Below are 21,098 nucleotides of genomic sequence, written 5' to 3'. Positions count from 1 at the left end.
AATTGTATTTTAATCATATCTGGTATGAATGAAAGGACCAAATTAAAACTTTTTTATAAGACCAGATGGAGGAGCCTATGCTGACCTATGATTTAGAGCGCCGGGGGGGCCTGGCCCGGTATGATTATCTCTACCGCTGCATCAAAGAGGATATCTTGTCCGGGCGGCTGACCGCCGGGGAGAAGCTTCCGTCCAAGCGGGCCCTGGCCAGGCACCTGGAGACGGCGGTGGTCACGGTGGAGAACGCCTATGCCCAGCTTGTGGCGGAGGGCTATCTCCGCTCGGAGGAGAAGCGGGGGTATTTCGTCTGTCCGGTGGAGGTGCGGCCGGACCGGCCCCCGGCGGAGGAGACCCAGCTGCGGCAGACCGCCCCCCGACGGCGGTGGCTGCTGGACCTGTCCAGCGGCGGCAGCGGGACGGAGGGTTTTCCTTTCTCCGTGTGGGCCCGGCTCATGCGCCGGGTCATCACCGAGGAGGGGGAGCGGCTGCTGCCCTCGATGCCCCACAGCGGAGCTCTGCCCCTGCGCCAGGCTCTGGCCCGGCACATCTATCAGTTCCGGGGCATCGCCGCAGACCCGGAGCAGATCGTGGTGGGGGCGGGGACAGAGTATCTCTATAATCTGCTGGTGCAGCTGCTGGGCCGTGACCGGGTCTATGGGGTGGAGGACCCGGGCTACTCTAAAGCGGGGCGGGTGTACGCCCTGAACGGGGCGAAGTGCGCCTATCTCCCCGTAGACGGCCAGGGGGTGGACCCGGCCCGGGCGGAGGAGAGTGGGGCGGACATCCTCCACCTGTCCCCCAACCACCAGTTCCCCACCGGAGCGGTGATGCCCATCGCCCGGCGGCAGAGCCTGCTGCGCTGGGCCGGGGAGGCCCCCGGGCGCTACCTCATCGAGGATGACTATGACAGCGAGTTCCGCTTCACCGGCCGCCCCATCCCCACCCTGCGCAGCATCGACCGGGCAGACCGGGTCATCTATATGAACACCTTCTCCCAGTCCCTGGCCCCCTCGCTGCGGATCGGATACATGGTGCTGCCCAGGCCCCTGCTGGGGGAGTATCAGGCCAAGCTGGGCTTTTATTCCTGCACCGTGCCCGCCATGGAGCAGTATACCCTGGCCCGCTTTTTGGAGGAGGGGCATTTCGATGCCCATGTGAACCGGATGCGGGTGTTCTATCGGGCGAGAAGGGATGCGGTGCTTCGGGCCATCGAGGGGAGCCCCCTGGCCGGACGGTGCCGGGTGATGGGGGAGAACGCCGGACTGCACTTTCTGCTGGAACTGGATACGAAGCTGCCTGACGAGACGCTGGCCCGAAGGGCGGAGGGGCGGGGCCTGCGGCTGGCCTTTCTTTCGGATTATCAGCACACCTGCGCCGCCGCCCGGCCCCACACCCTGGTGGTGAACTATCCCGGTGCGGATCTGGAGTACCTGGCCCAGGCACTGGACATTCTGACGGAGGTCATGGGGGCGGAATAAAGACAGAAAAATCCTCCGGGCCGCATATGCAGCCCGGAGGATTTTGAATATCGGGGCAAAAATTACTTCTTCAGGTTGAAGAAAGCCTTCAGGCCGGGGTACTCGGCGATGTCGCCCAGCTCCTCCTCGATGCGCAGCAGCTGGTTGTACTTGGCCACGCGGTCGGTGCGGCTGGGGGCGCCGGTCTTGATCTGGCCGGCGTTCAGAGCCACGGCGATGTCGGCGATGGTGGCATCCTCGGTCTCGCCGGAGCGGTGGGACACGATGGCGGTGTAGCCGGCCCGGTTGGCCATCTGGATGGCGTCCAGGGTCTCGGTCAGGGTGCCGATCTGGTTGACCTTGATCAGGATGGCGTTGGCCACCTTCTTCTCAATGCCGGTGGACAGGCGCTCCACGTTGGTGACGAACAGGTCGTCGCCCACCAGCTGTACCCGGTCGCCGATGGCCTTCGTCAGCATGGACCAGCCCTCCCAGTCGGTCTCGGCCATGCCGTCCTCCAGGGAGATGATGGGGTAGTTGTCGGCGAACTTCTTCCACATGTTCACCAGCTGCTGCTGGGTCAGCTTCTTGCCGGACTTGGGCTGGACATAGAGCTTCTGCTCCTCGTCCCACCACTCGGAGGAGGCGGCGTCGATGGCGATCATAAAGTCCTCGCCGGGCTTGTAGCCGGCCTCTTCGATGGCCTGGACAATGACCTTCAGGGCATCCTCGTCCTTCTTCAGGTTGGGGGCATAGCCGCCCTCGTCGCCCACGCCGGCGGCGGGGGTGCCGTTCTCCTTCAGCACGGTCTTCAGGGTGTGGAACACCTCGGCGCAGCGGCGCAGGGCCTCCCGGAAGGAGGGAGCGGAGACGGGCATGATCATGAACTCCTGGATCTCCACGTTGTTGGTGGCGTGGGCACCGCCGTTGAGGATGTTCATCATGGGCACGGGCAGCTGCTTGGCGTTCACGCCGCCGATGTAGTTATACAGGCTGGTGCCCAGGCTCTCGGCAGCGGCCTTGGCGCAGGCCAGAGAGGCGCCCAGAATGGCGTTGGCACCCAGGCGGCTCTTGTTGGGAGTGCCGTCCAGATCGATGAGCATCTTGTCGATGGCCACCTGATCCAGCACGTTGGTGCCGATGAGGGCCTCGGCGATCTCGGTGTTCACGTTCTTCACGGCGGTCTCAACGCCCTTGCCGTTATAACGGCCCTTGTCGCCGTCACGCAGCTCGCAGGCCTCGTAAATACCGGTGGAAGCGCCGGAGGGGACCGCAGCGCGGCCCATGGTGCCGTCCTCCAGATAGACCTCCACCTCAACGGTGGGGTTGCCGCGGCTGTCCAGGATCTCGCGGCCCAGAACGTCAACGATCTCGATCATCTGCTTCATGGGAATTAACTCCTTTCGTTTTCCGGCGGAGTGGCTCCGCCGTGCGCAAAACTTTATCCAAAGTGCGGTGTCCCGCACCGGAACGGTATAGAAAAATCAAGAAAAAGCTCAGGGGACGATGAGGGTCTTGCCGTCCATCTCGGCGGGCTTCTCCAGCCCCATCAGGTCCAGCATGGTGGGGGCGATGTCCGCCAGACGGCCGTCCCGCAGCTTCACGCTGGCCCCCACGATATAGAAGGGCACCAGGTTGGTGGTGTGGGCGGTGAAGGGTTCACCATCCTCGTCCGTCATCTTCTCTGCGTTGCCGTGGTCGGCGGTGATGAGAGACACGCCGCCCATCTTGCTGGTGGCTTCCACCACCTTGCCCACGCACTCGTCCACGGTGGCCACGGCCTTGCAGGCCGCTTCGTACACGCCGGTGTGGCCCACCATGTCACAGTTGGCAAAGTTCAGGATGATCACGTCATAGGCCCCGCTGAGGATGCGCTGAGAGGCCTCCTCCGCCACCTGATAGGCGGACATCTCCGGCTGCAGGTCATAGGTAGCGACCTTCGGGGACGGGATGAGACACCGGTCCTCCCCGGGGAAGACGGTCTCCACGCCGCCGTTGAAGAAGAAGGTCACATGGGCATACTTCTCCGTCTCGGCGATGCGCAGCTGGGTCAGACCCAGCTTGGAAATATACTCGCCGAAGATGTTCTCCAGCTTCTGCCGGGGATAGGCCACGCTCACGTTGGGCATGGTGGCGTCATACTCGGTGGTGCAGACAAAGTCCACGGGGACAAAGCCCGTCTTGCGCTCCACATCCGTGAAGTCCTCGTCCACCAGGCAGCGGGTGATCTCCCGGGCCCGGTCGGGGCGGAAGTTGAAGAAGATCACCGAGTCGTTGTCCTGGAGCTGCGCGTCCTTCAGGCAGACCACGGGCTTGACGAATTCGTCGGTGACACCCGCGTCATAGGACTTCTGCACGGCCTCGGCGGCATCGGCCTCGTAGGGGGCCTGGCCGCAGACGATGGCGTCGTAGGCCTGCTGTACCCGGTCCCAGCGCTTGTCCCGGTCCATGGCGTAATAGCGGCCCATCACCGTGGCGATCTTGCCCACGCCCAGCTGCTGCATCTTGGCCTGGAGCTGCTCCACATAGTGCTTGCCGGAGCTGGGGGGCACGTCACGCCCGTCCAGGAAGCAGTGGACATAGACCTTTTCAATGCCCTGCTCCCCCGCCATTTTCAGCAGGGCGAACAGGTGGTTGATGTGGCTGTGGACACCGCCGTCGGACAGCAGACCCATGAGATGCAGGGCGCTGCCCCACTCCCGGCAGTTGGACATGGCGTCCAAAAAGGCGGGGTTCTGGAAGAAGGCCCCGGTGTCGATGTCCCGGCTGATGCGGGGCAGGTCCTGAAAGACCACCCGGCCTGCGCCCATGTTGGTGTGGCCCACCTCGCTGTTGCCCATCTGCCCCTCGGGCAGGCCCACGTCCAGGCCGGAGGCCGCCAGGCGGCAGCCGGGGCACTGGGCGAAGATGCGGTCCAGGTTGGGCTTGGGCGTGTCAGCCACGGCGTTGCCCGGACCCTTGGGGGCGATGCCAAAGCCATCCATGATAATCAAAGTAGTCGGTGTTTTCATAAAGTCCTTAATACCTCTTGATCTGGAAAAGTTTGTCCCCCCTCCGGGACATCCCTTACTCCTGGTTGGCGGAGTTGATGATCTCCACAAAGTCGGCGGGCTTCAGGGAGGCGCCGCCGATCAGGCCGCCGTCTTCGTCGTCGCAAAGTCCGCTAAGCTCCGCTTCCGCCTGGCGGCGAAAGCTGCGCCCGCTCCCTTGCTCCTCCTCTCCCAATAAGACCCGCTTCGCTGGGCTCTGATTGGGGGCCCACGACGTAGACGGCTGGTCTTACTCCTGGTTGGCGGAGTTGATGATCTCCACAAAGTCGGCGGGCTTCAGGGAGGCACCGCCGATCAGGCCGCCGTCTACGTCGGGCTGGGCCAGCAGCTCGGCGGCGTTCTTGGCGTTCATAGAGCCGCCGTACTGGATGGTGACGGAGCGGGCCACATGAGCGCCGTACAGCTTGCGGATGACGGCGCGGATGGCCTGGCACACCTCGCCGGCCTGCTCGGCCGTGGCGGTCTTGCCGGTGCCGATGGCCCACAGGGGCTCATAGGCGATGACCACGTGGCGCATCTTGTCGGCGGGCACGTTGGCCAGGGCGCACTTGACCTGATAGGAGATGAGCTCCATGGTCACGCCCAGCTCCCGCTGCTCCAGGCTCTCGCCCACACAGACGATGGGGATGAGGCCGGCGTTGATGGCGGCGTGGACCTTCTTGTTCACGGTGAAGTCGGTCTCGTTGTAATACTGGCGGCGCTCGGAGTGGCCGATGATGACATATTTGGCCCCGGCCTCCTTGATCATCTCGGCGGTGATCTCGCCGGTGAACGCACCGTGGTCCTCGTAGTGGCAGGTCTCAGCGCCGATGGCGATGTGACAGTCCTTGAACAGGCGGACGGCGCTGGTGATGTTCACCGCCGGGACACAGAGCACCACATTGCACCACTTGCCCTTGGGGATGATGGGCTTGATCTGCTCGGCAAAGGCCTTCATCTGAGACAGGGTGTTGTTCATCTTCCAGTTTCCGGCAATGATAGTCTTACGATAACGACGATTCATGGTGTTCTCTCCCTAACTAAATAAAATATTTGCAAAAGACGCTCGTCCGCCGCTCCGGGCCCCGGGGTGGGAGCTGGGCTGCCCGGGGCGGACATGATATGCGTTTGACGGGATAATGGAAATTGCTTACTTGTCCAGCAGGCAGGCCACGCCGGGCAGCTCCTTGCCCTCCATAAACTCCAGGGAGGCGCCGCCGCCGGTGGAGATGTGGGTCATCTTGTCGGCATACCCCAGCTGCTGCACCGCAGCGGCGCTGTCGCCGCCGCCGATGATGGTGATGGCGGAGGTCTTGCTCAGGGCCTCGGCCACGGCCTGGGTGCCCTTGGCAAAGGCGGGGAACTCGAACACGCCCATGGGGCCGTTCCAGATGACGGTGCCCGCGTCGGCCACGGCATCACAGTAGAGCTTGACCGTCTCGGGGCCGATATCCAGGCCCTCCCAGCCGTCGGGGATCTGGCCGGACTTTACCACCTGGCTGTTGGCATCGGGGGCAAACTTGTCCGCGCACACGGTGTCCACGGGCAGCAGCAGCTTCACGCCCTTCTCCTTGGCCTTGTCCATCATCTTCAGGGCATATTCCTCCCAGTCGGCCTCCAGCAGGCTGTCGCCGATCTTGCCGCCCATGGCGGCGGAGAAGGTATAGGCCATGCCGCCGCCGATGATGACGGTGTCAGCGATCTCCAGCAGGTTGTTGATGACGCCGATCTTGGAGGAGACCTTAGAGCCGCCCAGAATGGCCACCAGGGGGCGCTTGGGGTTGGCCAGAGCGCCGCCGATGACCTCCAGCTCCTTCTGGATCAGGAAGCCGGACACGGCGGGCAGATACTGGGCCACGCCGGCGGTGGAGGCGTGGGCGCGGTGGACCGCACCGAAGGCGTCGGACACATAGAGGTCGGCCATGTCGGCCATGGCCTTGGCCAGGGCGGGATCATTTTTCGTCTCGCCGGGCTCGAAGCGGGTGTTCTCCAGCAGCATGATCTGGCCGGGCTGAAGGGCGGCGGCCTTGGCCTTGGCATCGGGACCCACCACGTCGTCGGCCATGATGACCGGCTTGCCCAGCAGCTGGCTCAGGCGGGCGGCCACGGGCTTTAAGCTCAGCTCGGGCTTTACCTCGCCCTTGGGCTTGCCCATGTGGGAGCAGGCGATCACGGCGGCGTTGTTGTCCAGCAGGTACTGGATGGTGGGCAGGGCGGCACGGATGCGCTTGTCATCGGTGATGACACCGCTGCCGTCCTTGGCCATGGGCACGTTGAAATCGCAGCGCAGCAGGACCTTTTTGCCCTTCACGTCCACGTCCGTTACGGTCTTTTTGTTGTAATTCATGTTTGGGAACCCCTTTCCGTCAGTACAAGATGAAGACTCAATATGTAAGGAATAGAGATCGCGCGTTATGGTTCCGCCGCCATACTGCCCGCGCCGGACAGACCGGGGAACCCGTTCTGCTTCAGCGCCTCGTAGGTCAGGACGGCCACGGAGTTTGCCAGGTTCAGACTTCTGGCATCCTCCCGCATGGGGATGCGGATGCAGCGGCTGCGGTATTTTTCCCGCAGCCACTCCGGCAGTCCGGCGGTCTCTTTGCCGAACATCAGCCAGCAGTCGGGAGAAAACTGAGCTTGGGAATAGTCTCTTGGGGCTTTTGTTGTTGCCAGCCACACATCGGGCTGGGGATGCAGGGAGAAAAAGTGGTCCAAATCGTCGTACACCGTCAGGTCAACCATGTGCCAATAGTCCAGTCCCGCCCGGCGTACCGCCTTTTCACTGATGTCAAAGCCCAGGGGGCGGACGAGGTGCAGCCGACTGCGGGTGGCGGCACAGGTGCGGGCGATATTGCCGCAGTTTTGGGGAATTTCCGGTTCGACCAGTACGATATTCAGCACGTTTTGGCCCTCCTCTTTCATGCGGCTATCATTGTATTCCAAAATCCCGAGAATTTCAACTGTAATTTGGTCGAAAAATCGCAAAAAATTCAAATTTCCTGCCAAATCCGGGGTGTGGCCTCTGTTTTTGCCCGTTTCCACGGCTTAGTGCTCTTTTAAAGGAGCGGTCAGCGGCCTTGCGGGAAGCTTAATCGCCGATTTTCAGGCTTTAGTTCTGGTTTATTCTTCCCAAAGAGTTCCGGTTTCCCGGGAAATTTGTATTTCTGCCGCCTTTTCTTCCCGCCGGGGCCGTGTTATAATGGCGGCAGCTATCACAACACCCCCGGCGCGGCCCGGGGTGGGAAAGGTCTTGTTTATTATGTCTCATACCGTGGAGATCCTGTCGGTGGGAACCGAGCTGCTGCTGGGCAACATTGTCAATACCGATGCGCAGATGCTCTCCCAGGGGCTGAGCGCCCTGGGACTGAATGTCTATTACCACACTGTGGTGGGGGACAACCCCCAGCGGGTCCGCCGGGCGGTGGACATCGCCAGACAGCGGGCGGACATCATCATCACCACCGGCGGTCTGGGCCCCACCTGCGATGACCTGACCAAAAACGTCCTGGCCCAGGCCTTTGGAAAAAAGCTGATATACGACGAGGAGTCGGCCCGGCGCATCCGCAGCCACTTTGTCCGCACGGGCCGGCCCGTCACGGAGAATATTTTTCAACAGGCCATGCTGCCCGAGGGCTGCACCATTTTCTCCAATGACTGGGGCACCGCCCCGGGCTGTGCCTTTCAGGCGGAGGGAGTCCACGTTATCATGCTCCCCGGCCCCCCCAGCGAGTGCGGCCCCATGTTCCAATATCGGGCTGCACCCTATCTCCGGCAGCTGTCCGAGGGGGTCATCCTCTCCCACACCATCAAGCTCTTCGGCATCGGCGAGGCGACCGTGGAGGCCCGGCTGAGAGAGCAGATGAACGCCATGACCAACCCCACCCTGGCCCCCTATGCCAAAGAGGGGGAGTGCGAGCTGCGGGTCACCGCCAAGGCGGCTGCGCCGGAGGAGGCCCAGGCCCTGCTCCGGCCCACGGTGGACCAGCTCAAGGCCCTGTTCGGCAGTAAGGTCTACGGCGTGGACGTGCCCTCTATAGAGGCGGTGGTGGAGGACCTGCTGCGGCAGAGGGGCATGACCCTGGGCACCGCCGAGAGCTGCACCGGCGGCCTGATGGCCAAGCGGCTCACCGATGTGCCGGGGGCCTCTCAAGTGTTCAAGGGCGGCGTGGTCTCCTATACCAACGAGGTGAAGCACGGCGTGCTGGGGGTGTCCCAGGAGCTGCTGGACCGGTTTGGCGCAGTGTCCGCCCCCGTGGCCCAGGCCATGGCCCAGGGGGCCCGCCGGGTGCTGGGCTGCGACATCGCCCTGTCCTCCACCGGCGTGGCCGGGCCGGACCGGGACGACCGGGGCAACGAGGTGGGCACCATGTTCGTGGCCATCGCCACCGCCGACGGCACCCATGTGAAGCAGCTGCACCTGGGCGCACGCCCGGTGCGGGCCCGCCTGCGTACCCAGACGGCCACCCACGCCTTTGATCTGGCCAGGCGGTATCTGTCCGGCCTGCCCTACGAAGAAACCGTTTGACCCCATAAGCGCAAAAAGGACCGTCCGGGCTGGACGGTCCTTTTTGCTGGGGAAAATCGTATATGTGTCAGCGTGTCAGTATCAAAGGAAAGAAAATTCAGCCCTGAGGATACAGCCCGGCCTTCTCCAGGCCGGTGCGGATCATGGGACCCACGCCGGCGGCCACGATCATCTTGATGAAGTCGCCGGGGAGGAAGGGGATGACGCAGTAGCCCATGGCAACGCCCAGAGGGTTGCCGGACTGGACGCAGTACCAGGCGGTGCCCAGAGCGTACAGCACCGCCGTGCCCAGGATCATGCCGATAAACTGCCCCACCCGGTTCTTAGGGGCGGCGGCCACCGCCAGTCCGCAGATGAGGGCCAGGGGCAGATAGCCCACGATATAGCCGCCGGTGGGCCCGGCCACCACGCCCAGGCCGCCGGAAAAGCTGTTGAATACGGGCATCCCCACTGCACCCAACAGAATGTACACCAGGGTGGCCACGGTGCCCCGCTTCCAGCCCAGAATATAGGCGTTCATATAGATGACCAAGGTACACAGGGACAGGGGAATGGGGCCAATGGAGATGGAGAACGGGGCCACCACCGCCATGACAGCGGCCATCACTGCCGTCATCGCCAGGGGCAGCGCAGGGTGTTTTGCGGTCTGCATGGTATGCTTCCTTTCCGGGCCCAGTCTACAGGCCGGACCGTAAACGTATTTTTTAGAAAGTATACATTCTGCCGCTCTCTTTGTCAACCTGTGTTTAAAATGATTTACGATCAGGGGCGAAACCACAAGCCGTACAGGGTATGCTGTTCATCGCAGACCCGTGGGACAGGCCGCAGCGGATCAGAACTCCATGACCAACCCGACCTGCAGCTGGTGGAGCCGGTCGCCCAGTTCCTGATGCAAAATGTCATAAGCCCGCTGCTTGGTACAGTGTCCCGTGCAGAGGAAGGCCGTCCCGGCCTGTGTCAGTTCCAGAGCCAGCCGGTGCACCTCTTCGTCCGTCTTATTGAACAGATGAAAGCCGCCCACCAGTCCGTAGACCGACTGGTGAGGGAATGCCTCACGGACCTCCCGGATGATGTTTGCCGCCCCGCCGTGAGAGCAGCTGTTGATGATGACCAGTCCCTTGTCCGTCTCCAGCACCAGGCTCTGCTCGTGGGCAAAGTCGTCCGGCCGCCACCAAAGGCCCTTTCGGCGGTACATGCGCTCCCGCTTCCCGGCGGCGGCCAGCCCGGGCGTAGTGTGGCCCAGCAGCCACGCCCCGTCGGAAAGGAGGTATTTGCCGGATACCCGGCGGATGCGGTGGGCGTAGTCCCGCAGCACGTGCCGGGGCATCCCGATGTACTGATAAAACACCTGGGGTTTTTTATAACAGTTTTCCTCCGCCGCCTCCTGCACATAGAAGTCCGCCGTCTGGTTCTCCCGGAAAAAGCAGGGCATTCCGTTGGCGTGGTCGAAGTGGGCGTGACTGAGCACGCCATAGTCGACCTCCGCCAGGGACAGCCCAAGCCGCTCCATGTTTTTCTGGAACAGCTCTGAGGCCCCGGTGTCCACCAGAATACGCTTGCCCCGATGCTCCGCCAGGATGGACAGGCCCCATTCTCCCGTCCAGTCCCCCACGGCCACATTGTCCACGATCACGGTCAGCCGTGTGCCCATTTCTGCCGCTTCCTTTCTGTTGTGCGTTGTTCGATCTCTTGTGTTTATTCCCCTTCCGGCCGGGGCTCCCGGGGCGCCAAGGCCCCGTAGCCCGTCTCCCGGACCAGGGTCTGTCCGTCCGGGGAGAGGAAAAAGTCGATCATGTTTTTCACGTTGGGGTTGGGGGCATCTTTCCGTGTGACAAGGCACAGGGGGACGGTGAGGGGATAGCTCCCGTCCTCAATGTGGGCCAAGTCGGGGGACACCCCGTCCACTGCCAGCAGCTTGACCCCCTGCTCCTGGCTGAGCCCCTCGATAAAATACCGGAAGGAGTAGCCCAGGGCTCCATGCTCGTTGGCATACTGGGCCACATGGCGAATGACCCCCGCCATGGAGTCCACCATCTCATAGGTCAAGGGCTCCTTCAGGCTGACCTCCCCCATGAAATACTCCATCATGGTCTGGGAACCGGAGCCAGCCGGGCGCTGGAAAGCGGCGATCTCTCCCGGCGTCCCGCCCACCTGGCTCCAATCGGTCACGTCTCCGTGGTAGATGGCCCGCAGCTGCTCCCGGGTCAGGCTGTCCACCGGGTTGTCCTCCTCCACAAAAAAGACAAAGGCCTCCCGGCCGATGGGGGTGATCTCCAGCTCCACTCCCAGGTCCGCCGCATACGCCAGCTGGTCTGCCGACGGTCTGGCCCCGAAAAACAGGTCCGCATCCCCCCGCACCAGCCGGTCGAAGCCCATCACGGTGTTGGTGAAGGTGACGATCTTCCCGTTGGTCCCGGTGTCCGCTCCGCTGTGGGCCCAATCGGCTTCTATGGCGGCGATGTCCTGATACACCGCCTTCGCCGCTGCGGCGTACAGGGGGTAACAGGCCTCCGCTCCGTCCATCACCGGCATATCCGCCTGGTCCTCTATTTGGAACGATGCCGGGTGGTCCAGAGCGGCCAGCCTGCCGGGCTGGCTGTAGACCATGTACTGGCTGAAGTCGGTGCTGGAGAAGCCGCTCATATAGGCAAAGCCGTGGCCCCCATAGCGCGCCTCCGGCCGGCTGCAATACAGCACCGTACACAGGGCGGCGCACAGGGCCAGCCCCACCCCGGGGAGGACCAGCCGCCGCCACCGGGGGCGCTCCCCCTTCCGGCAGGTGCAGAAGAGATATCCGGCGGCATAGGTCAAAAAGATGGCCAGAACCAGGATCAGCCGCTCCCCCATAAGGGACAAGATCAGCCACAGCGGGCAGAAGGGAAGGGTCAGCCACAGCAGCTGCCCCACCGCCGTGCTGTCCACGCTGCCCTTTCCCAGGACCATCAGCACCGTGAAGCAGAGGGCCAGGAGCAGCAGGGAGATGCCGTTGATCCGGGCTCCCCGCCGCTGGTCCACCCGTCCATCCAGGGAGAAATATATCAGCCAGGTCAGAAGCGGGACTGTGACCAGACAGGTCCACGAGGGGCCCCCGAAGAACAGGGGCAGCGCACCCAGAAAAGACGCCCCCAGAGGGATCAGACCATAGCAAGACAAAATGTTGAAAATCCAGCCCATATCATCACCACATTTGTTTATTTTGCTATTATATCACAGCCCAAAGGGGCCTGTCCACCGGGAAAAACGGTTTTCGTGCCAGAGAAACCGCCCCTCTTTCTTGTCAAACCCGGCATTTTTGGTTATAATGGACTTCGTATCCAAACCACCAAACCGAAAGGAGACCTTTATGTTCAAGTGTAAACGCTGGCTTGGCCTGGTGCTCTGCCTGGTCATGTCCATCTCTATGATGCTGCCTGTGTCCGCTGTGGACCCCCTGTCCACCGGCTTCGCTTCTTTTCTCATCCATGCCAATACCACCGACTCCCCGGAGGTGAATCTGCACATCAAGCTCTATCGCCGGGGCAGCTCCGGCCTGTTTCTGGCCGATGATGCCGTGCGGTATGACTGCCGGGTGAACCGGGCCGCCGGCGACCCCGCCTTCTATATCCAGCCCAAGGCCGACGGGGTGTGGGTAGAGGTGGACTATCTCACCGACCTGAACGGCGACGGCATCTATGAGATGCTGGACGGCGAGGACCGCCCAGTGTGCGACACCATGACTGCCACCGGCGAGCTGACGGCCTGGACGGGGACCAACGCCACCCTGAAGGCCGGGCAGACCTATCTGCTCACCGCCAAGACCCTGGCCCAGCGGGGCCAGGAGGTGCTGAAGGCCCGGAACACCGCTGGCAGCGGCCAGACCCTGCCCGAGGCAGGCGCGGCCAGCCCCAGCGCCGAGGGCATCCTCTATTTCGTGTCCCTCCACTATAACTCCCCCACGGACAAGCAGGAATATGTCCTGTCCTACTATGTCCGCCTGTATGACTCGGTGATCGTCCCCTCCGACGTGCCCGCCACCGCCTGGTACTATGGCGCAGTGGAGTACGCCCTGGAGCAGGGCTTCTTCTCCGGCGCGGGCAGCGATGCCTTCCTGCCCAACGGCTCCGTCACCCGGGCCCAGCTGGCACAGATCCTGTGGCGCATGGGCGGCTCTGTCCAGGCGGACAAGTCCGCCCACTTTTCCGACGTGTCCTCCGGCGACTGGTGCTATCAGGCGGTGAACTGGTGCAGCCAGGAGGGGCTGATGAGCGGCTCGGGCAACAAGTTCCTGCCCACCACCCCCCTTACCCGGGAGCAGCTGGCCCTGGTGCTCCAGCAGTACGCCAAGCGCCAGGGGCTGGACGTGGCCGAGGGCAAGTCCCTGTCCGGCTTTGCCGACGGGGGCAGCGTGTCTGAATGGGGCCGAACGGCCATGGAGTGGGCAGTGTCCACCGGGCTGCTGTCCGGCTATGAGAACAACACCCTGCGGCCCATCAATGGCATCAAGCGCTGCGAGCTGGCCGCCGTGCTGCGCACCTTCTGCCAGACCATGCTGGAGCCCGCGCAGGAAACCTAAATAGGACGACAAAAAGGACCGCCGAGGCGGTCCTTTTTGCTTGAATTTTTCAGCTGCAGGAGCAACTGCAGCCGCCGGACTTGATGTCCTGATAGCTGCTGCCCCTGGGGGTAATGGCGTTGGGCGGGAAGAACTCGCCCACAGGGAACTGCACCTTGCGGAACAGCTCGCAGGGGTCCTCCTGACAGCTGCCGCCGTCGCAGGGGCATTCTTTCTCGGGCATGCAGTAGTCATACACAGGGGTCAGCAGCTGGGTGTCCCGCTCCAGGCGGATGATGGAGAACTGGCCCAGGGTGACATACATCCGGTGGGACTCTCCGGTGAAGGCCAGCTCCTCCGGGAAGGCGGCGGCCACCGCCGGGGGCACGTCGGTCCACTGGCACTGGCAGGGGCAGGGGCGGCAGTCGCACACGTCCAGCAGCTTCATTCCCAGGATCAGGGGGTCCACCGCCTCCACCACGGCCACGGGGGCGGTGGTGTTGGGCAGACGCTGGCTGTCCGGCCCGCACCCGGCCTGGGAGGAGAAAATTTTGGCGTTTCCCTCGCTGCCGAACAGAATGACCCGCTTGTCGAACACCGCCAGCCCGGTCACCTCCACCGGGCGGACCGTGCCCACAAAGGCATCGGCGGAGATGCGGTAGTAATACCGCACGTCCACAGTGTAAAAGCCCCGGTTGAAGGTGACGGGCTCCACATCGATGTAGGCGTACAGCAGCTGGGCGCAGCCTGCCTTTATCGATACGGCCCGGTCCACCGCCTCCTGGGAGCTCCGGGTGAGATAGACCCGCAGGTCCTCGATACAGTCCTTATCCCGGCAGGAATCGAAAATTTTCTTCGTGTGTACGCACACCGCCTCCCGGATGCGGCGCTCCTCGGTCACGGGACCGGGCACGACCACTTCTGGCATAGGGTTCCCTCCTAACAAAAAGATGACACGGGCGGCCATTTTCCGTGCCCGCCCTGGGCTTTGAGCCGATACATCCTATGTTCCGCCCCGGGATCGGTGCTTCCGGGCAAATTTAGGGCTTGCGGCTTTTTCCAGGCCGGGCTATAATATTGATGAATATGTATCGAACATCAGTCCGTGCCCCAAAGGGAAAGGAGCGGTCGTCATGCCTATGGGATTTATCCAAAGTGAATTAGACTTAAAGCTGCTGGTGCTGTACATCATGTCCCGGGTGGCCGGGCCTGTTACCTTTCTCCAACTACTGGAGCTGGCCCTGTGCGACGAGGGCGTGGACTACTTCTCTCTCACCGAGGCCGTGGGTCACATGGTGGAGACGGGCCAGCTGGAGCGGGACGAGGAGCAGCACTATTCCATCACCGACAAGGGCCGCCGCAACAGCGAGATCTGCGAGAGCAGTCTGCCCTATTCCGTGCGGATGCACTGCGACGAGAATCTGGTCCGGGTGAACGATGCCATCCGCCGCCAGGCCCAGGTCCAGGCGGACGTGAGCGACAACGAGGACGGCACCTGCACCCTCCACCTGCGTCTGGACGACGTGGGCACCCCCCTGCTCCAACTGGAGCTGCTCACCCCCAGCCGCCCTCAGGCTGCCGCCATGGCCCACCGGTTCCAGTCTGACCCCACTGCCCTCTATTACCACATCGTCACCCTGCTGACCAAACCCGCCGAGGCCAAGCCCGGCGACGACACAAAAGACACAAAAAAGGAGACTGACTATGAGAAGAAGTGACCGGGAACAGAGCCTGGAATTTTCTTTGGAGCTTATCGACCGCTGCAAACACGGCACGGTGGCCTTTGCCACTGAGGACGGTGCCCCCTACTGCATCCCCCTGTCTCTGGTGCGAGCAGGCGATAAGCTCTATTTCCACTGTGCCAAGCAGGGGCATAAGACCGATCTGCTCCACCGGGACGGACGGGTGTGCGTCACCTTTGTGGGGGCAGACGACCCCGCTTTTGTGGCCCCCGCCATGTACACCACCTATTTTCAGTCCGTCGTGGTCATGGGCCGGGCCGCCGAAGTGACCGATACGAAGGAAAAGGCCGATGCCTTGCGGGCCCTGTGCCGAAAGCTCACTCCCCACGATCTGGGGGAGAGCCTGGAGAGGGCCATCGAAAAAAGTATGTCCGCCACCGCCGTGTGGTGTATTTCCATGGACCAGATCACCGGAAAGGCTAAGCTGAAAAAGTGAATTTACCATCAGGCGCCCTGCGGGATTTTCAAATACCCGCAGGGCGCCTGTTTGATACATAAAAGACTCAACTGAGGTCAGCCGGGTCCGTCTCTTGAAAGATATCTTGGATTCTCTTGATAAAGGGGGAAAATTCTTCTGCGCGCTTGTTGAGACAGACCAGAAATCCGGTTTCGCGGGGAGTACTTTCTGATGCGTAATAGGGGATCTCGATCAGCGTCCCATCCTTCAAGTGCGTGCTTGCAATGCGGCGGGGCAGAAAGCCCACCCCCATTGCGTGGACCAGCAGATCCATGTAAAGAAAAAGGCGGTCTATTTGGTAGGGAAAAACACTTGGCTGATAAGCGGCATCAAACCACTCGTGAAATGGAGGTCCCCAGAACATTTTGATAAACGGAAATTGATGTATCGTCTCCGGGGTGAATGGCACATTTGGAAGGCGAAGATTCGGACTTCTCACCAGAACGAAATCGCTGGACCACAGCGGTTCAACGTGGATCATACGGTGGTTGGGCATGGCCAATACGACAGCCAGATCAACAGCGCCGTCCAAAAGTCCGGCGGTCAGCGTGGCTGAATGCTCGCAGAGGAGCCGAAGGGCAACATCTGGGTTGGAGTGCCTGAGCTGAGGGACAAAGGGAAATAAATTATAACGCCATACGGAATCAGGAGCGCCTACACTCAGAAATGAGGTGTATTTTGCGGAGAGATTGAGCATTCTGGAGCCTTCTTCGATCAGGTTGTAGGCGTTTTTCGCATAGCGCAAAAAGGTCTCTCCGTACATGGTCAATTCTACGCCGGCGTTGCTGCGTGTGAAGAGCTGACAATGCAGCTCCTTTTCCAGCGATTTGATCCGAGCAGTGATGGCAGACTGCGTGACAAAGAGCAGATCGCCTGAGCGACTAAAGTTTTTTGTGTCTGCAACACACAAAAAAGTTTTCAATTCTTCAATATCCATGGAAATCCCCACCATCCAATCGGCATTATTTTGCCATATTTCGGCGACTTGGTCAAGCATAAAACCGATCCAAGGAGCAGGGGCACAAGGGGATGACGGCCTGCGTCCTGTTTATCATAATGATAAAAAGGACTTGTTTTACAAATGACGGGCAATGCGTCTATAATAAACCCAAGATCCGGTGTATTCTTTGGCGGTTTTCACAGTTCATGTGTCGCCGAAAAGCAAACAGGATCAAAGGAGTTGTGATATCGTGCATTCATTTTTTGCCCGCCACAGGAAAGCGACGATTTTTCGGGTAATGCTGTTGTTCAGCCTGTTTACAGTCTTTTCAAACTGCATCAATCCGATCACCCCGGCACTTTTCCTGGAATTGGGCTTTCCGGATTATATGTTCGGCGTGGGATACGCTGCGATGGCAGGGGCCTGTTTCCTGCTCTCCCCCGTTTGGGGAAAGTTATGTGAAAAATACGGATACACAAATATCCTGGGCGGAAGCTTCATCGGTTATGCGCTGGTTCAGGTGGTGTTCAGCATCTCTACCTCCCAATCCGTTGTCATTCTGTGCCGCTTTATGGGAGGGGCTGCATATTCAGCCGGGGCGGTAGCCTCCCTTGCCTATCTCATTGCGGTTGCCCCCAGCGGCCAAAACCATCGTTTGATGCTATATTATTCCGCAACGACTACCGTTGGATGTGCGGCTGGTTATGCAATCGGCGGGTTTATCGGCACGGTATCCATCCAGTTGATGTTCCGTATTCAGATCCTGGTGCTGCTGATCCTGGGTGCAGTCCTGTTCTCCATTCTGAAGGACCCGGAAGTGTCCATCAAAGTGCAAGAGTCCGTTTCCAAGCAGAGTGGACAGAAACGTAGGCGAATGAAGCTGTTTGACCCCCTGTTTTTCCTGACTGTATTTTTGTCCAACTTCGCCGCATCAGGGTATGATAACGCCTATAACTACTACGTAAAAGAAGCCCTGAACTTTCCGAATTATTACAACGGGCTGATCCGGGCCGGAATTGGTTTGATCACGCTGGTCATGACGGTTACGATCGGGACCTGGATTGCCAAAAAATTCGATTTGCGGCTGTCCCTGATCCCGGTGCTCCTGCTGTGTGGGACCATCACCTATGGGGTCTGCCTGCTAAGATCCCCGGCGGCCTTTGTGATCGGCAATTTCCTTTATTATGCGGTGAATGCGCTCTATCTTCCTTTCCAACAGGGCATTCTCTCCGACAGCGGCGGGCCAGAGGACAGCGGACATCTGGCGGGACAGTTCAACTCCTTCCAATTCGGAGGAAAGGTTTTCGGCGCCCTGTGCGCCGGGTTCATCTATAGCCTTGGGAACAAGCTGCCGTTTATCATCTCTTCCGCTATATTTTTCCTTTCTGTGGCATTTGCGCTGGCTGACTTCGGACAGCAGAGGCATCGAGCAAGACATCGTGTTCCATTGTGATCAAATGATCCAGCGAGCGGGCCCCTAGTATCCACCGTCGAAAGACCGGAAGTCCGGTGTTAGAATGAAGGAGGAAGAAAGAAATGAGTAACAAAGAAAAAAAGAAGATCACCTCGATGAAAGCCCCAAACCCCATATTGATCCTGGTGGCAATCGTCCTGTTCTGTGCAGTCGCAACTTATATTGTTCCGGCCGGCGTCTTTGATCGCATTGCGGACCCCTCCACCGGCAGAATGATCGTAGACCCCAACAGCTTCCACTATGTGGAGCAAAATCCGGTCAAGCTGTTTGACATATTCAAGTCGCTTACATTAGGTCTGCAAAAGTCAAGTGATGTGATCTTTTTCCTGTTTATCATCGGCGGCGCCTTTGGCATTATGGATGCCACCGGAGCGATCCGCAGCGGAATGGGCAACATGGTCAAAAAGATGGCGGGAAAAGAGCTTTTCCTGATCCCGGTCTGCATGCTGATCTTCGGCATGGGCTCCTGCTTTGCAGCCAACTATGAGGAATTTCTTGTATTTGTCCCCCTGATCATTCCCATCTGTATTGCCATGGGCTTTGACTCCCTGACCGCAATGGGCATTGTCTTTGGCGCTGCGGGAGCCGGATACGCCGGTGGCTGTACCAACGCATTTACGGTGGGAGTGGCCCAAAGTATTTCCGGCCTGCCTATGTTCTCCGGCATCGGACTGAGATTTGCGGCCTTTGTGGCTCTGCTGGGCGTCAGCATCGTGTATGTGATGTTCCGAGCCGTCAGAGTGAAGAAGAACCCCATGAGCAGCGCTATGTACGAGATCGACCATAGGCGGGAGGATGCCATCGATCTCAGCAGTGTACCGGCCCTGACCAAGCGGCATATCCTGGTTCTGATCATCTTTGTGGGCGGTATCATCGGCATGGTCGTGGGCGTGCTTGAGTTTGGCTTTTACATTGACGAGCTGGCCGCTTTGTTCCTGGTGGTGGGGATCCTGGCCGGCGTTTGCGGCGGCCTGACCCCCAACCAGATCGTGGACGAGTTTTTGAAGGGCTGCAATAATCTGCTGTTTGCCAATGTGATGATCGGCCTGTGCAGTGCGACTACCATCATCATGACCGATGCCAACATCATGGACACCATCATCCATGCGCTGGCCCAGACACTGGTGGGTCTGCCCCCCATGCTTACTGCGTGCGGTATGTTCGTGGTACAGGATCTAATCAATCTGCTGGTACCCTCCGGCTCCGGCCAGGCCGCCATTACCATGCCCATTATGGCCCCCTTGGCGGATCTAATCGGCGTGACAAGGCAGACTGCCGTTCTGGCGTTCCAGTTTGGCGATTCCTTTACCAACGTGATCACCCCCACCGGCGGCACCATCATGGCGGCGCTGGCCATGGCCAAGGTCCCTTACTCCAAGTGGTTTCGGTATTTGATCCCGCTGTTCTTCTTGTGGTGGCTTGTGGCTTTTGCCTTCCTGATTTACGCAACGATCTCCGGCTACGGCCCCTTCTGATAACGCATAGAAAGTTCTGAATTGATCGCCGGCAACGGCCTTTGTACCCTGTGTTATATAGCTATTATATCTTTTTGCAGATTGGAGTGTTTGAAATAATGGAGCCTTCTTATCAAGATGCGAAAGATCTTCAGCCGGTTATTCAGCGTTGGCGGCGGGAGCTGCATCAGATTCCGGAGATCGGACTGAAGCTCCCGAAAACGGAAGCCTATGTCAAAGAAAAGCTGTGTAAAATGGGCCTGACATACCGGGAGTTTCCCACGCATTCCGGGTTGGTCGTGGATATCGGGCGGCCTGGGCAGTTGACCGTTGCGGTGCGGGCTGATATGGATGCGCTCCCCATTCAGGAGGAGACCGGCCTGGACTTTGCTTCCACAAACGAGAATATGCACGCTTGTGGACACGATGCCCACACCGCAATGCTGCTGGGCCTTGCCCAAGTGCTGAAAAAACGGGAGAGCACGCTCCCCGGCATGGTGCGGCTGCTGTTTCAGCCCGGAGAAGAGTTTCCGGGCGGTGCGGAACCCATGGTCCGGGACGGCGCTATGGACGGTGTGGATTACATACTGGCGCTGCATGTGTCGGACAAAGGCCCGTTTGACTGTGGCGATGTAGCCGTGAATTACCGCCACTGCAGCGCCGCAGATGACCAGCTCTATCTGACGATCCGGGGGAGAGGGGGCCATGGCGCTGCGCCGCAAAAGTGCGTTGATCCGGTGACCATTGCGGCCTTGGTGGTCAATAACCTCCAGTACATCATCAGCAGAGAGATGGATCCGTTTCAGCCTTCGGTGCTGACCATCGCCACACTTCGCGCCGGAAAGGGTGCGACCAATATCATCCCGGATTCTGCCGAGGTGATCGGCACCATCCGAAACGTGGATATGGAGTCCCGGAACTATGTGCTCCGGCGCATTCGGGAAATCGTAGATCACACCGTTGCGATGATGCGGGGGGAGTATGATCTGGAATTTCGAGACCCATATCCTCCGGTCATCAACGACCCCAAGGTGGTACAGCACTTTTTAAATGCGGCAGACAGGGTCATGGGCCCCGGACATTCCCATATCTTAGAGCGCCCTGAAATGGGCGGCGAGGATGCCGCCTTCTTCTTCCAGAAGGCGCCGGGGTGTTATTTCTATCTGCAATGTCCCGCCCCCTGTCCCTGCGATGGGAAGATATATCCCGCACATAACGCAAAATTCTGTATTGATGACAGCAAGCTGTATCTCGGCTCAGCGCTTTTTCTGGAAACGGCGCTGGAGATCTTGACGCAAGAACGGTAAGCGTGCCGTTGCTGCACAAAAAGTATAATATGCCTGCCCCCCGGCTCTGCCGGGGGGGATTTTTTGTGGCCGAAAGGCTGCGGGGGATAAGCTTTGCCGTTCCCATAAAAACTTTTTAGGAAACAGGTAGGCAAGTTTCTGGATTTGTGGTATGATGATAAACAGGATTTTTATCGAATGCG

19 protein-coding genes are annotated in these 21,098 nt (G+C 60.3%); 8 read left to right on the top strand and 11 right to left on the bottom strand.

Annotation, left to right across the window (positions count from 1 at the left end):
* The first annotated feature begins 77 nt into the window (after window positions 1–77).
* Window positions 78–1,478 (top strand): MocR-like pyridoxine biosynthesis transcription factor PdxR, encoded by a 1,401-nt coding sequence (gene pdxR / locus H8S55_RS00505; protein ID WP_186877362.1) that lies wholly within the window; start codon window positions 78–80, stop codon window positions 1,476–1,478.
* Window positions 1,479–1,540: 62 nt separating this feature from the next.
* Here the strand turns inward: pdxR and eno are convergent, their stop codons facing one another.
* From eno to H8S55_RS00475, 6 genes are all read right to left on the bottom strand, one after another.
* On the bottom strand, window positions 1,541–2,845 hold the full coding sequence (eno, locus tag H8S55_RS00500; protein WP_186877361.1) for a phosphopyruvate hydratase: 1,305 nt from the start codon (window positions 2,843–2,845) through the stop codon (window positions 1,541–1,543).
* A 108-nt stretch (window positions 2,846–2,953) separates the two neighbouring features.
* Entirely contained in the window at window positions 2,954–4,468 is a 1,515-nt protein-coding gene (gpmI, locus tag H8S55_RS00495; protein WP_186877360.1) for a 2,3-bisphosphoglycerate-independent phosphoglycerate mutase, read from the bottom strand.
* A 55-nt stretch (window positions 4,469–4,523) separates the two neighbouring features.
* Complete coding sequence (locus tag H8S55_RS13985) at window positions 4,524–4,682, bottom strand: triose-phosphate isomerase (RefSeq protein ID WP_227144393.1); 159 nt, start codon at window positions 4,680–4,682, stop codon at window positions 4,524–4,526.
* Window positions 4,683–4,736: 54 nt separating this feature from the next.
* Window positions 4,737–5,510 carry a triose-phosphate isomerase gene (gene tpiA, locus H8S55_RS00485; protein ID WP_147563934.1) on the bottom strand — a complete coding sequence of 258 codons (774 nt, stop codon included), beginning with the start codon at window positions 5,508–5,510 and terminating at the stop codon, window positions 4,737–4,739.
* A 126-nt stretch (window positions 5,511–5,636) separates the two neighbouring features.
* Window positions 5,637–6,833, bottom strand: a complete 1,197-nt coding sequence (locus tag H8S55_RS00480; protein ID WP_147563935.1) for a phosphoglycerate kinase — start codon at window positions 6,831–6,833, stop codon at window positions 5,637–5,639.
* A 65-nt stretch (window positions 6,834–6,898) separates the two neighbouring features.
* Entirely contained in the window at window positions 6,899–7,387 is a 489-nt protein-coding gene (locus H8S55_RS00475) for a tRNA (cytidine(34)-2'-O)-methyltransferase (RefSeq protein ID WP_366467063.1), read from the bottom strand.
* 358 nt (window positions 7,388–7,745) lie between these two features.
* Here H8S55_RS00475 and H8S55_RS00470 point away from each other — a divergent pair, with 358 nt between their 5' ends.
* Window positions 7,746–9,011 carry a competence/damage-inducible protein A gene (locus H8S55_RS00470; RefSeq protein WP_186877359.1) on the top strand — a complete coding sequence of 422 codons (1,266 nt, stop codon included), beginning with the start codon at window positions 7,746–7,748 and terminating at the stop codon, window positions 9,009–9,011.
* A 97-nt stretch (window positions 9,012–9,108) separates the two neighbouring features.
* On the opposite strand, the gene H8S55_RS00465 is transcribed toward H8S55_RS00470, so the two are convergent.
* From H8S55_RS00465 to H8S55_RS00455, 3 genes are all read right to left on the bottom strand, one after another.
* Entirely contained in the window at window positions 9,109–9,663 is a 555-nt protein-coding gene (locus tag H8S55_RS00465) for a biotin transporter BioY (RefSeq protein ID WP_186877358.1), read from the bottom strand.
* Window positions 9,664–9,843: 180 nt separating this feature from the next.
* Complete coding sequence (locus H8S55_RS00460; RefSeq protein ID WP_186877357.1) at window positions 9,844–10,662, bottom strand: MBL fold metallo-hydrolase; 819 nt, start codon at window positions 10,660–10,662, stop codon at window positions 9,844–9,846.
* 44 nt (window positions 10,663–10,706) lie between these two features.
* A complete protein-coding gene (locus H8S55_RS00455; RefSeq protein ID WP_207721650.1) occupies window positions 10,707–12,164 on the bottom strand; it encodes a PstS family phosphate ABC transporter substrate-binding protein in 1,458 nt (485 codons plus the stop codon).
* A 190-nt stretch (window positions 12,165–12,354) separates the two neighbouring features.
* Between H8S55_RS00455 and H8S55_RS00450 the strand changes: the two genes are divergently transcribed.
* On the top strand, window positions 12,355–13,563 hold the full coding sequence (locus H8S55_RS00450) for an S-layer homology domain-containing protein (RefSeq protein ID WP_186877356.1): 1,209 nt from the start codon (window positions 12,355–12,357) through the stop codon (window positions 13,561–13,563).
* A 49-nt stretch (window positions 13,564–13,612) separates the two neighbouring features.
* Here H8S55_RS00450 and H8S55_RS00445 read toward each other — a convergent pair whose 3' ends face one another.
* Entirely contained in the window at window positions 13,613–14,470 is an 858-nt protein-coding gene (locus H8S55_RS00445; RefSeq protein WP_186877355.1) for a hypothetical protein, read from the bottom strand.
* Between the two features lie 205 nt (window positions 14,471–14,675).
* On the opposite strand from H8S55_RS00445, the gene H8S55_RS00440 reads away from it, so the two are divergent.
* Together H8S55_RS00440 and H8S55_RS00435 are read left to right on the top strand one after the other, a co-directional pair.
* Window positions 14,676–15,260 (top strand): DUF4364 family protein, encoded by a 585-nt coding sequence (locus tag H8S55_RS00440; RefSeq protein ID WP_186877354.1) that lies wholly within the window; start codon window positions 14,676–14,678, stop codon window positions 15,258–15,260.
* Window positions 15,247–15,720: a pyridoxamine 5'-phosphate oxidase family protein gene (locus tag H8S55_RS00435; protein WP_147563427.1), complete on the top strand. Its 474-nt coding sequence runs from the start codon at window positions 15,247–15,249 to the stop codon at window positions 15,718–15,720. The genes H8S55_RS00440 and H8S55_RS00435 overlap by 14 nt, the downstream gene beginning before the upstream one ends.
* A 67-nt stretch (window positions 15,721–15,787) precedes the next feature.
* Here the strand turns inward: H8S55_RS00435 and H8S55_RS00430 are convergent, their stop codons facing one another.
* Window positions 15,788–16,678, bottom strand: a complete 891-nt coding sequence (locus H8S55_RS00430; protein WP_186877353.1) for a LysR family transcriptional regulator — start codon at window positions 16,676–16,678, stop codon at window positions 15,788–15,790.
* A gap of 253 nt (window positions 16,679–16,931) precedes the next feature.
* Here H8S55_RS00430 and H8S55_RS00425 point away from each other — a divergent pair, with 253 nt between their 5' ends.
* From H8S55_RS00425 to H8S55_RS00415, 3 genes are all read left to right on the top strand, one after another.
* Complete coding sequence (locus H8S55_RS00425) at window positions 16,932–18,134, top strand: MFS transporter (RefSeq protein WP_186877352.1); 1,203 nt, start codon at window positions 16,932–16,934, stop codon at window positions 18,132–18,134.
* Between the two features lie 83 nt (window positions 18,135–18,217).
* Complete coding sequence (locus H8S55_RS00420; RefSeq protein WP_186877351.1) at window positions 18,218–19,630, top strand: YfcC family protein; 1,413 nt, start codon at window positions 18,218–18,220, stop codon at window positions 19,628–19,630.
* Window positions 19,631–19,716: 86 nt separating this feature from the next.
* Window positions 19,717–20,916, top strand: coding sequence for a M20 metallopeptidase family protein (locus tag H8S55_RS00415; RefSeq protein ID WP_366467058.1), 1,200 nt, complete (start codon window positions 19,717–19,719; stop codon window positions 20,914–20,916).
* The last annotated feature ends 182 nt before the right edge of the window (window positions 20,917–21,098 follow it).

Source organism: Flintibacter faecis (assembly GCF_014287875.1).
In the GTDB taxonomy this organism is placed as follows: domain Bacteria; phylum Bacillota; class Clostridia; order Oscillospirales; family Oscillospiraceae; genus Lawsonibacter; species Lawsonibacter faecis_A.
This window is presented reverse-complemented; position numbering and strand designations above follow the sequence as displayed.

Coding starts and splice junctions, on each gene's coding strand:
- H8S55_RS00470 (WP_186877359.1), top strand. CDS start 7,746: ATGTCTCATACCGTGGAGATCCTGTCGGTGGGAACCGAGCTGCTGCTG.
- H8S55_RS00430 (WP_186877353.1), bottom strand. CDS start 16,678: ATGGATATTGAAGAATTGAAAACTTTTTTGTGTGTTGCAGACACAAAA.
- H8S55_RS00445 (WP_186877355.1), bottom strand. CDS start 14,470: ATGCCAGAAGTGGTCGTGCCCGGTCCCGTGACCGAGGAGCGCCGCATC.
- H8S55_RS00440 (WP_186877354.1), top strand. CDS start 14,676: ATGCCTATGGGATTTATCCAAAGTGAATTAGACTTAAAGCTGCTGGTG.
- eno (WP_186877361.1), bottom strand. CDS start 2,845: ATGAAGCAGATGATCGAGATCGTTGACGTTCTGGGCCGCGAGATCCTG.
- H8S55_RS00435 (WP_147563427.1), top strand. CDS start 15,247: ATGAGAAGAAGTGACCGGGAACAGAGCCTGGAATTTTCTTTGGAGCTT.
- H8S55_RS00460 (WP_186877357.1), bottom strand. CDS start 10,662: ATGGGCACACGGCTGACCGTGATCGTGGACAATGTGGCCGTGGGGGAC.
- gpmI (WP_186877360.1), bottom strand. CDS start 4,468: ATGAAAACACCGACTACTTTGATTATCATGGATGGCTTTGGCATCGCC.
- tpiA (WP_147563934.1), bottom strand. CDS start 5,510: ATGAATCGTCGTTATCGTAAGACTATCATTGCCGGAAACTGGAAGATG.
- H8S55_RS00465 (WP_186877358.1), bottom strand. CDS start 9,663: ATGCAGACCGCAAAACACCCTGCGCTGCCCCTGGCGATGACGGCAGTG.
- H8S55_RS00420 (WP_186877351.1), top strand. CDS start 18,218: ATGAGTAACAAAGAAAAAAAGAAGATCACCTCGATGAAAGCCCCAAAC.
- H8S55_RS00450 (WP_186877356.1), top strand. CDS start 12,355: ATGTTCAAGTGTAAACGCTGGCTTGGCCTGGTGCTCTGCCTGGTCATG.
- pdxR (WP_186877362.1), top strand. CDS start 78: ATGCTGACCTATGATTTAGAGCGCCGGGGGGGCCTGGCCCGGTATGAT.
- H8S55_RS00480 (WP_147563935.1), bottom strand. CDS start 6,833: ATGAATTACAACAAAAAGACCGTAACGGACGTGGACGTGAAGGGCAAA.